Source organism: Streptomyces sp. NPDC029159, assembly GCF_055564055.1.
Map to the genome: position 1 here is coordinate 39,325 of NZ_JBVHWT010000009.1, position 12,678 is coordinate 52,002.

Annotated in this window: 12 protein-coding genes; 3 read left to right on the forward strand and 9 right to left on the reverse strand. The window is 68.6% G+C overall.

All coding sequences use genetic code 11. The features are described from left to right. Nucleotides 1-130: 130 nt before the first annotated feature. From qcrB to ctaE, 4 genes are all read right to left on the reverse strand, one after another. Nucleotides 131-1,768 carry a cytochrome bc1 complex cytochrome b subunit gene (qcrB, locus tag ACZ4U4_RS18830; protein ID WP_467875330.1) on the reverse strand — a complete coding sequence of 546 codons (1,638 nt, stop codon included), beginning with the start codon at nt 1,766-1,768 and terminating at the stop codon, nt 131-133. After that, a complete protein-coding gene (qcrA, locus tag ACZ4U4_RS18835; RefSeq protein WP_467875332.1) occupies nt 1,765-2,826 on the reverse strand; it encodes a cytochrome bc1 complex Rieske iron-sulfur subunit in 1,062 nt (353 codons plus the stop codon). The genes qcrB and qcrA overlap by 4 nt, the downstream gene beginning before the upstream one ends. Then, nucleotides 2,823-3,632: a cytochrome bc1 complex diheme cytochrome c subunit gene (gene qcrC, locus ACZ4U4_RS18840; protein WP_467875336.1), complete on the reverse strand. Its 810-nt coding sequence runs from the start codon at nt 3,630-3,632 to the stop codon at nt 2,823-2,825. Before qcrC ends, qcrA begins: the two co-directional genes overlap by 4 nt. A gap of 80 nt (nt 3,633-3,712) precedes the next feature. Then, nucleotides 3,713-4,333 (reverse strand): aa3-type cytochrome oxidase subunit III, encoded by a 621-nt coding sequence (gene ctaE / locus ACZ4U4_RS18845; protein WP_030281841.1) that lies wholly within the window; start codon nt 4,331-4,333, stop codon nt 3,713-3,715. A 299-nt stretch (nt 4,334-4,632) separates the two neighbouring features. On the opposite strand from ctaE, the gene ACZ4U4_RS18850 reads away from it, so the two are divergent. Further along, a complete protein-coding gene (locus tag ACZ4U4_RS18850) occupies nt 4,633-5,034 on the forward strand; it encodes a hypothetical protein (protein WP_467875339.1) in 402 nt (133 codons plus the stop codon). 19 nt (nt 5,035-5,053) lie between these two features. Here the strand turns inward: ACZ4U4_RS18850 and ACZ4U4_RS18855 are convergent, their stop codons facing one another. The 4 genes from ACZ4U4_RS18855 to ctaC form a co-directional block, all read right to left on the reverse strand. Then, a complete protein-coding gene (locus ACZ4U4_RS18855; protein WP_467875342.1) occupies nt 5,054-6,325 on the reverse strand; it encodes a L,D-transpeptidase in 1,272 nt (423 codons plus the stop codon). A gap of 114 nt (nt 6,326-6,439) precedes the next feature. Next, entirely contained in the window at nt 6,440-6,838 is a 399-nt protein-coding gene (locus ACZ4U4_RS18860) for a cytochrome c oxidase subunit 4 (RefSeq protein WP_467875344.1), read from the reverse strand. Then, on the reverse strand, nt 6,835-8,571 hold the full coding sequence (ctaD, locus tag ACZ4U4_RS18865) for an aa3-type cytochrome oxidase subunit I (RefSeq protein WP_467875347.1): 1,737 nt from the start codon (nt 8,569-8,571) through the stop codon (nt 6,835-6,837). The genes ACZ4U4_RS18860 and ctaD overlap by 4 nt, the downstream gene beginning before the upstream one ends. Further along, on the reverse strand, nt 8,568-9,536 hold the full coding sequence (ctaC, locus tag ACZ4U4_RS18870; protein WP_467875350.1) for an aa3-type cytochrome oxidase subunit II: 969 nt from the start codon (nt 9,534-9,536) through the stop codon (nt 8,568-8,570). The genes ctaD and ctaC overlap by 4 nt, the downstream gene beginning before the upstream one ends. A gap of 314 nt (nt 9,537-9,850) precedes the next feature. Between ctaC and ACZ4U4_RS18875 the strand changes: the two genes are divergently transcribed. After that, a complete protein-coding gene (locus ACZ4U4_RS18875) occupies nt 9,851-11,245 on the forward strand; it encodes an aminotransferase class V-fold PLP-dependent enzyme (RefSeq protein ID WP_467875352.1) in 1,395 nt (464 codons plus the stop codon). An 87-nt stretch (nt 11,246-11,332) separates the two neighbouring features. Here ACZ4U4_RS18875 and ACZ4U4_RS18880 read toward each other — a convergent pair whose 3' ends face one another. Further along, the gene (locus tag ACZ4U4_RS18880) at nt 11,333-12,307 is read right to left on the reverse strand and encodes a carbohydrate kinase family protein (protein WP_467875355.1); all 975 of its coding nucleotides are present in this window, start codon (nt 12,305-12,307) and stop codon (nt 11,333-11,335) included. Nucleotides 12,308-12,444: 137 nt separating this feature from the next. Here ACZ4U4_RS18880 and ACZ4U4_RS18885 point away from each other — a divergent pair, with 137 nt between their 5' ends. Next, nucleotides 12,445-12,669 carry a hypothetical protein gene (locus tag ACZ4U4_RS18885; protein WP_467875357.1) on the forward strand — a complete coding sequence of 75 codons (225 nt, stop codon included), beginning with the start codon at nt 12,445-12,447 and terminating at the stop codon, nt 12,667-12,669. The last annotated feature ends 9 nt before the right edge of the window (nt 12,670-12,678 follow it).

Here is a 12,678-nt window from a genome sequence, read left to right on the forward strand (position 1 = left end):
CTCCTGGTCGGTTCCTGCGTATGAGGCAAACCCTACCGAGCCCGGGGAATGCCGGAGGGCCCCGTCCGGTGTCCGGACGGGGCCCTCTGGGTGGCGTCACTTCCGCCGTGTCCTCACGGCGGCTCGGTGATCAGTGGTGGCCGTGGCCGCTGCTGATCTCCTTGTACTCCTCGACGGTCGGCTTCGGGATGACGTTGTCCTCGCCGTAGTACGCCTTCGAGAGCTTGGCACGCAGCTTCTGCGACCGCGTGACCTTGCGCTCGACGCCGTTCTCGTCGACCTCGGCCGCCAGCTCCAGCGGAGCGGGCTGCTCGTGCTGGGTGAGGACGTGCAGCTGCTCCTGGGTGAGCGGCTCATGGACCTCGACGAACTCACCGTGCGGCAGGCGCTTGATGATGCCCGACTCGCGGCCGTGCAGCACCTTGTCCCGGTCGCGGCGCTGCAGACCCAGGCAGATCCGCTTGGTGGCGATGAACGCCAGCACCGGGCCGACGAAGAACGCGATCCGCACGAACCAGGTGATCGAGTTGATCGACAGGTGGAAGTGGGTCGCCCACAGGTCGTTACCGCCACCGATCAGCATCACGAAGTACGCGACCAGCCAGGCCACACCGAAGCCGGTACGGGTCGGGGCGTTGCGCGGACGGTCCAGGATGTGGTGCTCGCGCTTGTCACCCCGCACCCAGGACTCGATGAACGGGTAGACCGCGATGGCCACCAGCACCAGCGGGAAGATCAGGATCGGGATGAGCACACCGAAGTTGATGGTGTGACCCCAGAAGTCCCACTCCCAGCCCGGCATCACTCGGACGAGGCCCTCGGCGAAGCCCATGTACCAGTCGGGCTGGGCGCCGGTGGACACCTGGTCCGGGCGGTACGGGCCGATGGCCCACACCGGGTTGATGCTGGCGATGGCCGCGATGACCGAGATGACACCGAAGACCAGGAAGAAGAAGCCTCCGGCCTTGGCCATGTAGACCGGCAGCAGCGGCATGCCGACGACGTTCTTGTTGGTCTTGCCGGCACCCGGGAACTGCGTGTGCTTGTGGTAGAAGACCAGGATCAGGTGGGCCACCAGCAGACCGAGCATGATGCCCGGCAGCAGCAGCACGTGCACCGTGAAGAACCTCGGAATGATGTCGTGCCCCGGGAACTCCCCGCCGAAGATGAACATCTGCAGGTACGAGCCGATCAGCGGCATCGCCAGGATGACACCCTCGATGAACCGCACGCCGGTGCCGGAGAGCAGGTCGTCGGGGAGGGAGTAGCCGGTGAAGCCGGTGAACATGCCCAGCACCAGCAGCAGGAAGCCGAACAGCCAGTTGACCTCACGCGGCTTGCGGAAGGCGCCGGTGAAGAACACCCGCATCATGTGGACCATCATGCCGGCGAGGAAGATCAGCGCCGCCCAGTGGTGGATCTGCCGGATCAGCAGACCACCGCGGACGTCGAAGCTGATGTTCAGCGTCGACTCGAACGCCTGGGTCATCCGGATCCCGTGCATCGGCACGTAGGAGCCGTGGTAGACGACCTCGGCCATGCTCGGGTGGAAGAACAGCGTCAGGTAGACACCGGTCAGGATGATGATGATGAAGCTGTAGAGGCAGATCTCACCCAGCATGAAGGACCAGTGGTCCGGGAAGATCTTGCGCATGTTGGCCTTGGCGAGGCTGTAGATGCCCAGCCGGCCGTCCGCCCAGTCGGCGATCCGCTCGCCCCGCGGCGCCTGGCCGCGACGCGCGGTGGTCGCGCTCGTCTCGTTACTCATCCGCGCTCCCAGAAGCTCGGGCCGACGGGCTCCGCGAAGTCGCTGACGGCTTCGAGGTAGCCGTCCTTCACCGTGATGTGCAGCTGCGGAAGCGCGTGGCCGGCGGGGCCGAAGATCACGCGACCGCCGTCGGACAGGTCGAAGGTGGACTGGTGGCACGGGCAGAGCACGTGGTGCGTCTGCTGCTCGTACAGGCTGATCGGGCAACCGACGTGGGTGCAGATCTTCGAGTACGCCACGATGCCCTCGTGCGACCACTCAAGTTCCTGCTTGTCCTTGATGTTCTGCGGCTGGATCCGCACGAGCATCAGGGCGTCCTTGGCGATCTTGCTGTTGAACTCCTCGTCGTCCTCCTCCAGGCCCTCGGGCTTGGCGAACGTCAGGGAGCCGACCGCGATGTCCTCGGGACGCAGCGGGAGGTTGGTGGACTGGTTGACCAGGCGGATGCCCTTCTTCCAGCCCGTGCCGCGCAGCTTCTTCTCGGGCAGCGGCCCGAGGTCGCGCAGCAGGACGACGCCGGAGAGCGGCACCAGGGCCAGCGCACCGAACATCGTGTTACGGATCAGCTTGCGGCGACCGAAGCCGGACTCCTTCGCGCCCTGCGCGAAGTCGGCGAGCACCTTGGCCTTGACCTCGGGCTCCGCCTCGATCGGGTGCCGGTCGTCGGCGACCTCCTCGTCCGACATCAGCGTGCGGGCCCAGTGGACCGCGCCGGCGCCGATGGCGAAGAGGGCGATACCCAGGGACAGGCCCAGGGAGAAGTTCAGCGCGCTGATGTGCCCGATCGGCCAGATGAAGACGATCTTGTCGATCGGGAAGATCACATACGACGCGATGAACGCGACGGTCGCGAGCATCGACAGGAGGAAGAAGTAGGCCACGACGCGCTCGGAGCGCCGGGCGGCCTTCTCGTCGATGTCCTGGATGCGATGCTCGTGCGCGGGCAGACCCGGATCGGCGAAGGGGTTGTCCGCCTTCGCCGGCGCACTGTCGTGAGCGGTGCGCTCACTCGGAAGGGATTCTTCTGGCACGTCTGCGTGTCGTCCAGTCTCACTCATGACTTCTTGGCCTTCGTAGTCCGGGCAGCGACCCAGATGGCGACCGCGACCAGCGCGCCCAGGCCGAAGATGTAGCCGAAGAGACCCTCACTGACCGGACCGAGACCACCGAGGTCCAGGCCACCGGGGCTCGCGGTGTCATCGCCGTTGACGGCGTCGAGGTACGCGACGATGTCCTTCTTGTTCGCCGAGGACAGCGTGCCGTCACCGAAGGAGGGCATGTTCTGCGGGCCGGTCTGCATGGCCTCGTAGATGTGCTTCGGGTCCACGCCTTCGAGCGTCGGTGCGAACTTGCCGTTGGTCAGGGCGCCGCCCTTGCCGGTGAAGTTGTGGCACTGCGCGCAGTTGGTGCGGAACAGCTCGCCACCCTTGCCGACGTCGGCACCGTCCGGGCTGTACTGGTCCTTGCCGGGCACGGCGGGACCGGCGCCCAGCGACGCGACGTACGCCGCCAGCTGGTCGATCTGCGCCTGGTTGTAGATGGGCGTCTTCCGCGGCACCTGGGCGCCGGGCTGCTGGGCCGGCATACGGCCGGTGCCCACCTGGAAGTCGACGGCTGCGGCGCCGACACCGACCAGGCTCGGGCCGTCGGACGAGCCCTGACCGCCGGTGCCGTGGCAGCTGGCGCAGCCGACGGCGTAGAGCTTCTTGCCCTCCTTGATGGCAAGAGACTGGGCGGTGTCATCGGCCTGAGCCTTGTCCGCCGGCGCGAACGCGGCGTACAGCCCCCCAGTGACCGCCAGCGCGAAGAGTAGGACGACGAGCGCCGCCAGCGGATGGCGCCGTCGTGCGGAGAGCTTTTTCACGGATTACCCCGGTGTCAGGATCTTCTGCGTCGATGCTTTGGCTATGTCTGTCTGAACTGCGGTTTCCCGGTCGGGACCGGTTACCGGATCAGGTAGATCGTGGCGAAGAGGCCGATCCAGACGACATCGACGAAGTGCCAGTAGTAGGACACGACGATGGCCGCGGTGGCCTGTTCGTGGGTGAACCTCTTGGCCGCGTACGTCCTGCCCAGAACCAGCAGGAAGGCGATCAGGCCGCCCGTCACGTGCAAGCCGTGGAAGCCGGTGGTCAGGTAGAACACCGAGCCGTACGGGCCGGACGAGAGCGAGAGGCCCTCTTCCTTGACCAGTTCGGTGTACTCGAAGACCTGACCGCCGATGAAGATCGCGCCCATGATGAACGTGATCACGAACCACGTGCGGAGCTTCTTGACGTCGCCGCGCTCCGCCGCAAAAACACCGAGCTGGCAGGTCAGCGAGCTGAGCACCAGGATCGTCGTGTTCGTCGCGGAGAACGGAAGGTTCAGCGCATCGGAGGTTTCCTTCCAATACTCGGCACCGGTCACCGATCGAAGGGTGAAGTACATCGCGAAGAGGGCCGCGAAGAACATCAGCTCGGAACTCAGCCAGATGATGGTTCCGACGCTGGTGAGATTCGGTCGATTGACCGACGGGTGCGCGTGCCCGGTTTCTACTGTCGTTGCTGTCGCCACGACCGACATTATGTCGGTCGCTTATCCCGCCCTCACTCCGGGGGGTGCCGTTCGGTGTGTCAAGGCCGTATGCCCTGCTCCTGCGGGGCTCTTCCGGCTTCGCCCGAAGGGGGGAAACGCGGGGTGCCGGAGCGGCTCGGTGCCGTACCGTGGCCAGTCCTGACGGGCCGTCGGACGGATCTTGGTGGTGTCCGCACCCTCCTGTCCGCGGCCCCTGCGGGAGTAGCATCCGAGCCCTACCTACGGTGGGGGCGTTCCCTGCACAGGTGCCCGTCCCGGTCCGTACCGCTTCGAAGCGTGGAGGAACGATGCAGGCGACTGCCACGGTGCTGGTCTACAGCGACAACGCCACCACCCGCGAGCAGGTGAGGCTGGCCGCCGGGCGGCAGCCCGCGGCCGATGTCCCGCCGGTGGAGATCCTGGAGTGCGCGACCCTGCCCGCCGTCCTGGAGGCGCTGGAGCAGGGCGGCATCGACGTCTGCGTCCTGGACGGCGAGACCGCACCGGCCGGCGGGATGGGCGTGTGCCGGCAGATCAAGGACGAGATCTACAGCTGCCCGCCGGTGCTGCTGCTCATCGGACGCCCGCAGGACGCCTGGCTGGCCACCTGGAGCCGCGCGGACGCGGCGGTGACGCATCCGGTGGACCCGGTGGCGTTCGCCGACTCGCTCGCCTCCCTGCTGCGCGGACGGCTCCTCGCACGCAGCTGAGCGGCCGTCTGAGGCGTCCTCAGACCTCGGGGCGCAGCCGGGCGGCATCGGCGGGCTCCCGCTGCCGCTCGGCCGCCCCTGTGGTGGCGGTGCCGTTCCTGAGGGCGCTGCCCTCGCGCCACTCCTGCCAGGGCATGTTCCAGTCACCGAAGCCGTTGCCGAAGGGCGCCATGGTGTCGCCGCCGCTGTTGACGACCTTCACGATGTCGCCGACGTGCACGGTGTTGAAGAACCACTGGGCGTCGCCGGTGGACATGCCCGTGCAGCCGTGGCTGACGTTGGCCGCGCCCTGCGACCCCACGGACCAGGGCGCGGCGTGCACGTACTCGCCGCTGGTGGTGACCCGCGTCGCCCAGTAGACGGGCAGGTCGTAGGAGTCCGAACTGCCCTCCGGGATGCCGATGCTGCCGCTGGTCATCCGGACGAAGCTCTCCTTGGCGAGGACGACCTTGACGCCGTTGCGGGTGTCGAAGCCGGGCTTGCCGGTGGTGACGGGCAGCGTGTTGATCTGCCGGCCGTTGCGCAGCACCGTCATGGTGTGCGAGGAGGCGTCGGTGACGGCGACGACCTTGTCGCCGGTGGTGAGCTTCACGGGCTTGGCGGGGCCGCCGTAGAGGCCCTTGGAGATCTTCAGGCCCTCCAGGTTGCTGTGCACCTCGATGGCGGCGTGCGCGGGCCAGTACTCCTTGGGGCGGAAGTGCAGGGTCTTGCCGTCGACCCAGTACCAGGAGCCCTGGACGCGGGGCGTGGAGTCGACCTTGAGGGCGCTCTCGACGACGGCGCGCGCCTGCGGGTCCTTGACGTCCCGGCTGAGTTTGGCGGTGACCGGCTGGCCGACGCCGTACTCGCCGCTGTCCGGGCCGAAGGTGACCTGGAGGCGGTCGCCGCCGCCCTTGGTGGCGACGTGGAGCGTCTTGCTGCCGGGGTTGCCGTCCTCGTCCTCGGTGCTGATCTGCACGGTGTAGCGGACGCCGGCGGCGAGCGGCACGGTGGTCCGCCAGTGCTTGCCGTCGGCGGTCAGCTCACCGCGGATGGAGCGGCCGGAGGCGTCGGTCGCGGTCACGTCCGTGAGGCGCGCCTCGTCGTCCTTGACGGACACTTCGAGCGGCTTGTTGGGGTCCGCCGTCCGTGTCCCGTCCGGAGTGTTGGACGTGATCTGGTCGGCCGCGTCGTAGGGGTTTGCGGAGAGCGCTTCCGACGACGAGCCCCCGCACGCGGTGGCGGACACCGCGAGGGGCACGAGCAGGAGGCCGCAGCTCAGCACCGTCCGGGTTCGGGGTCTGGGACTCATGTACCAAAAATATGGAGAAATCCCGGGAGCGGCGCGCTGGAGGACTGCAAACGGGGCGGGCCCGGACACCAGTTGAGGTGTCCGGGCCCGCCCTTCACGGCACGAGAGCCGTGGTCACTGCGTGCGGTTCTCGCCGCGGTAGTACTCGAAGACCCAACCGAACAGGCCGACGAAGATGACCGGTGCCGAGAAGTAGATCAGCCACCAGCCGAAGACGACGCCCAGGAAGGCGAGGGCGCCACCGACGGCCAGCGAGAGCGGCTGCCAGCTGTGCGGGCTGAAGAAGCCCAGTTCGCCCGCGTCGTCCGCGACCTCGGCGTTCTCGTTGTCCTGCGCACCCGCGTCGACCCGCCGGGCCGTGAAGGCCAGGTAGTAGCCGATCATGATGCAGAGACCGAACGCGAGGAACAGCGCGGTGGTGCCCGCCGGCTCCTTCGACCAGACGCCATAGACGATCGCGATGGCGAGGACGAAGACGGAGAGCCAGATGAACATCTTGCCCTGGATCTTCACTTGCCAGCCTCCTTGCCGCCGGCGAGGGCCTTGTCATCCGCCGTGCCGTGGCCGTTCTGGAGGGCGTCCAGTGCGGCGATCTCCGGGTGGTGCAGGTCGAACGCCGGGGATTCGGACCGGATGCGCGGCAGGGTGAGGAAGTTGTGCCGCGGGGGCGGGCAGGACGTCGCCCACTCCAGGGAGCGGCCGTAGCCCCAGGGGTCGTCGACCTCGACCTTCTTGCCGTACTTGGCGGTCTTCCAGACGTTGTAGAAGAACGGCAGGATCGACAGGCCGAGCAGGAAGGACGCGATCGTCGAGATGGTGTTCAGCGTCGTGAAGCCGTCGGCCGCGAGGTAGTCCGCGTAACGACGCGGCATGCCCTCGACACCCAGCCAGTGCTGCACGAGGAACGTGCCGTGGAAGCCCACGAACAGCGTCCAGAACGTGATCTTGCCGAGGCGCTCGTCCAGCATCTTGCCGGTGAACTTCGGCCACCAGAAGTGGAATCCGGAGAACATCGCGAAGACGACCGTACCGAAGATGACGTAGTGGAAGTGGGCCACCACGAAGTACGAGTCGGAGACGTGGAAGTCCATCGGGGGCGACGCCAGGATGACGCCGGTCAGACCACCGAAGGTGAAGGTGATCAGGAAGCCGATCGCCCAGAGCATCGGCGTCTCGAAGGAGAGCGAGCCCTTCCACATCGTGCCGATCCAGTTGAAGAACTTCACACCGGTCGGGACCGCGATGAGGAACGTCATGAAGGAGAAGAACGGCAAGAGCACGCCGCCCGTCACATACATGTGGTGCGCCCAGACCGTCACCGAAAGACCGGCGATGGAAATCGTCGCGGCGATCAGACCGATGTAACCGAACATCGGCTTCCGGGAGAAGACCGGAATGACCTCGGAAATGATGCCGAAGAACGGCAGCGCGATGATGTACACCTCGGGATGGCCGAAGAACCAGAAGAGGTGCTGCCAGAGCAGTACGCCGCCATTTGCCGCGTCGAATACATGGGCACCGAACTTACGGTCCGCCTCCAGGGCGAACAGCGCGGCGGCCAGGACCGGGAAGGCCAGCAGGACCAGCACACCGGTCAGCAGGACGTTCCAGGTGAAGATCGGCATGCGGAACATCGTCATGCCGGGGGCGCGCATGCAGATGATCGTGGTGATGAAGTTGACCGAACCGAGGATCGTGCCGAAGCCGGAGAAGGCCAGACCCATGATCCACATGTCGGCGCCGACGCCCGGCGACCGGACGACGCCGGACAGCGGGGAGTAGGCGAACCAGCCGAAGTCCGCCGCACCCTGCGGGGTGAGGAAGCCGGCCACCGCGATCAGCGAGCCGAAGAGGTACAGCCAGTACGCGAACATGTTCAGCCGCGGGAACGCCACGTCGGGCGCGCCGATCTGCAGCGGCATGATCCAGTTGGCGAATCCGGCGAAGAGCGGCGTCGCGAACATCAGCAGCATGATCGTGCCGTGCATCGTGAACGCCTGGTTGAACTGCTCGTTCGACATGATCTGCGTGCCCGGACGGGCCAGCTCGGCGCGCATGAGGAGCGCCATGACGCCGCCGATGCAGAAGAACGCGAACGAAGTGACCAGGTACATCGTGCCGATCGTCTTGTGGTCGGTGGTGGTGAGCCACTTGACCACGGCGATGCCTGGTTGCTTCTTGCGTACGGGCGGTGCTGCCGGAGCCGAATCGGCGGCGGCACCCTGGGGTTCGTTGAGGATGCTCACTTGGTCTTGGTCTCCGCGTTCCTGGCGTGATCCGTCTGGTCCTCGCCTGACGGCAGGTAGCCGGTCTGGCCCTTCTTCGCCAGGTCCTTCAGGTGCTCCCGGTACTTCTCGGGGGAGACGACCTTGACGTTGAAGAGCATCCGGGAGTGGTCGACGCCGCAGAGCTCGGCGCACTTGCCCAGGAAGGTGCCCTCCTTGTTGGGGGTCACCTCGAAGGCGTTGGTGTGGCCCGGGATGACGTCCATCTTCATCAGGAAGGGCACCACCCAGAAGGAGTGGGCGACGTCGCGCGAGGTCAGGACGAACTGGACCTTCTCGCCCTTGGGGAGCCAGAGCGTCGGGCCGGGGTTACCGGTCTGGGGGTTCCGGGTGGCGGGGGTGCCCACGTCGTGGACGCCTTCGGCGCCGGCCGGGAAGCCCTTCTTCAGCCGGTCAGGAATCGCCTTGAGCTGTTCCTGGTCGCTCTTGCTCGCGACGGTGGACTTGTTGCCGTCCACGTCCTCGATGTAGTTGAACGCCCAGCTCCACTGGAAGCCCACCACGTTGATGACGTGCTGGGGCTTCTTGGACGTCTTGAGGAGTTCACTCTCATCGCGCGCGGTGAAGTAGAAGAGCACCGCGATGATGATGAACGGAACAATCGTGTACAACGCCTCGATCGGCATGTTGTACCGGGTCTGTGCGGGGACCTCCACCTTGGTCCGGCTGCGGCGGTGGAAGATCACGCTCCAAATGATCAGACCCCAGACCAGCACGCCCGTTGCGAGGGCGGCGGCCCAGGAGCCTTGCCAAAGAGAGAGGATCCGCGGCGCCTCGTCCGTGACGGGCGTCGGCATACCGAGGCGGGGGAAGTCCTTTGATGTGCAACCAGTCGCGGTCGCCAGGACCAGGCCCGCAGCAAGCACCTGCGGCAGCTTCCGCCGCATCGGGCGCCGCGACGAGCGGTCGGAGCCGTTGGGACTCACGTAGCGCCTTCCCGAGAGTCTCGCCCGCGAGACCGGCTGCGGCCGTCTCGCTGGTCGGTCGCCGGCCCTGGCGCGGGCAGGGGTTTGGATGTTTATGCGGACCAAACCCTACTGGACGCTATTTGAGGGTGCGCGGGGAGGGTGCCCAACGCGGCGCGTCCCTCCCCGAAGGGGTGGTTCCCGCAGGTCCGCGGCCTCCGTTCCGCCCCCGAATACCCGCCTTTCCGCGGCATCTGACGCCCCGCCCGGGCGGGCCGGCGGGCCGGGTGCGACCGCCCGCCGCCGGGCCGCGGCCGTCCTCTACCGTCTCGTACGTGCCCTACTTCGACGCCGCCTCCGCCGCCCCGCTGCATCCCGTCGCCCGGGAGGCGCTGCTCGCCTCGCTGGACGAGGGCTGGGCCGATCCGGCCCGGCTGCACCGGGAGGGGCGGCGGGCGCGGCTGCTGCTGGACGCCGCGCGGGAGGCGGCGGCGGAGGCGGTGGGGTGCCGGGCCGACGAGCTGGTTTTCACCCCTTCGGGTACGCAGGCGGTGCATTCGGGGATCTTCGGCGTGTTGGCGGGGCGGCGGCGGGCCGGGCGGCGGCTGGTGCACTCCGCCGTGGAGCACTCCTGTGTCCTGCATGCGGCGGAGGTCCATGCGGCGGACGGCGGGTCGGTGGCGGTGGTGGGGTGCGACCGGGCCGGGCGGGTCACGGCGGACGGGTTCGCGGCGGCGCTGACGCCGGAGACCGCGCTGGCGGCACTCCAGTCCGCCAACCACGAGGTGGGGACGGAGCAGCCGGTGGCCGAGGTGGCCGAGGCGTGTGCGGCGGCGGGCGTACCGCTGCTGGTGGATGCGGCGCAGTCGCTGCCGTGGGGGCCGGTGGCGGGTCCGTGGTCGGTGCTGGCGGGCAGTGCGCACAAGTGGGGCGGGCCGCCCGGGGTGGGGCTGCTGGCGGTGCGGAAGGGGACGCGGTTCGCGCCGCGGGGTCCGGTGGACGAGCGGGAGGCGGGCCGCTCCCCCGGTTTCGAGAACATTCCGGCGATCGTGGCGGCGGCCGCGTCGCTGCGGGCGGTGCGGGCGGAGGCGGCGGCGGAGGCCGGGCGGCTGCGGGGGCTGGTGGCGCGGATCCGGGAGCGGGTGGCGGCGGTGGTGCCGGATGTGGCGGTGGTGGGCGATCCGGAGCGGCGGCTGCCGCACCTGGTGACGTTCTCCTGTCTCTACGTGGACGGCGAGTCGCTGCTGCATGCGCTGGACCGGGCCGGGTTCTCGGTGTCGTCCGGCTCGTCGTGCACCTCCAGCACGTTGACGCCGAGCCATGTGCTCAAGGCGATGGGGGTGCTGTCGGAGGGGAACGTCCGGGTGTCGCTGCCGCCCGGGACCGGGGCGGACGCGGTGGAGCGGTTTCTGGAGGTGCTGCCGGGGGCGGTGCGGGAGGTCCGGGCGGCGCTCGGTGCGCCGGAGGGGGCCGCGGCGGCGCCGGCGGGTGGGGAGCCCGCCTCGCTGGTGGTGGACGCGCTGGGCGAGCGGTGTCCGGTGCCGGTGATCGAGCTGGCGAAGGCGGTCGAACGGGTTCCGGTGGGCGCCACCGTGACGGTCCGGTCGGACGACGAGGTGGCCGCGCTGGACATCCCCGCCTGGTGCTGGACGCAGGGTCAGGAGTACGTCGGCGAGCGCCCCCTGGAAGGGGGACGCGGCGCCGCGTATGTGGTGCGGCGCCGCGTCTAGGCGGGCGGGCCGGGCGGCCGTGCCGTACACCCTCGGGCGGGGCACGGACCTCGGGCGGGCCCTGGTGCGGGGTCTCCCCCGTACCGGTCAGGCCAGGTGCTGCTGGATCTCGGCGGCGGCCTCGTGGCCGTATGCCTTGGTGAAGCGGTCCATGAAGTGGCTGCGCTGGAGCTCGTACTCCTGGGTGCCGACGGTCTCGATGACGAGGGTGGCGAGCATGCAGCCGACCTGGGCGGCGCGCTCGGCGCCGACGCCCCAGGAGAGGCCTGAGAGGAAGCCGGCGCGGAAGGCGTCGCCGACGCCGGTCGGGTCGGCCTTGGTGTTCTCCTCGGGCGTGCCGACCTCGATGACCGGCTCGCCGACGCGCTCGATGCGGACGCCGTTGGCGCCGAGGGTGGTGACGCGGGTGCCGACCTTGGCGAGGATCTCCTCGTCGCTCCAGCCGGTCTTGGACTCGATGAGGCCCTTCTCGTACTCGTTGGAGAAGAGGTAGGCGGCGCCCTCCATGAGGGTGCGGATGGCCTCGCCGTCCATGCGGGCGATCTGCTGGGAGAAGTCCGCGCCGAACGGGATGCCGCGGGTACGGCACTCCTCGGTGTGGCGGATCATCGCCTCGGGGTCGTCCGCGCCGATGACGACGAGGTCGAGGCCGCCGACGCGCTCGGCGACGGTGTGCAGCTCGATGAGGCGGGCCTCGCTCATGGCGCCGGTGTAGAAGGAGCCGATCTGGTTGTGGTCGGCGTCGGTGGTGCAGACGAAGCGGGCGGTGTGCAGCACCTCGGAGATGCGGACCGAGCGGGTGTCGACGCCGTGGCGGTCGAGCCAGGCGCGGTAGTCGTCGAAGTCGTTGCCCGCGGCGCCGACCAGGATCGGCTCGGCGCCGAGCTGGCCCATGCCGAAGCAGATGTTGGCGGCGACGCCGCCGCGCCGGACGTCGAGGTCGTCGACGAGGAAGGAGAGGGAGACCGTGTGCAGCTGATCGGCGACCAGCTGGTCGGCGAAGCGGCCGGGGAAGGTCATCAGGTGATCGGTGGCGATGGAGCCGGTGACTGCGATACGCACGGCTGTCTACTCCTGTGGAGGCGTAGGGAGGGGCGGGCGTTGCACCACGCTACCCGGTTCCCCGGACCCCTCCCACCTGCCGAAACTACCGCATAGTAGGGCTTTCCCGACTGGCACCGGATGCGTACGGTTCCCGTATGACCAAGCATGTGAACCCCCTCACATCCCCGGCCGGGCCCGCGGGTGCCGGCGAGCCCGAATCGCTGGACCAGCTGCGTAGCGACTGTGCGCGGATGGCGCCGCGCTGGCGGTCGGCGCACCGCACTCCCCCGCCGCCGGACCACGCCGCCGAGCTGCACGGCGTTCGGGTGTCCCCGGCGTCGACGGCGCTGGTGGACGGGATGGCGGAGTACGGCGACTGAGACCGGGTA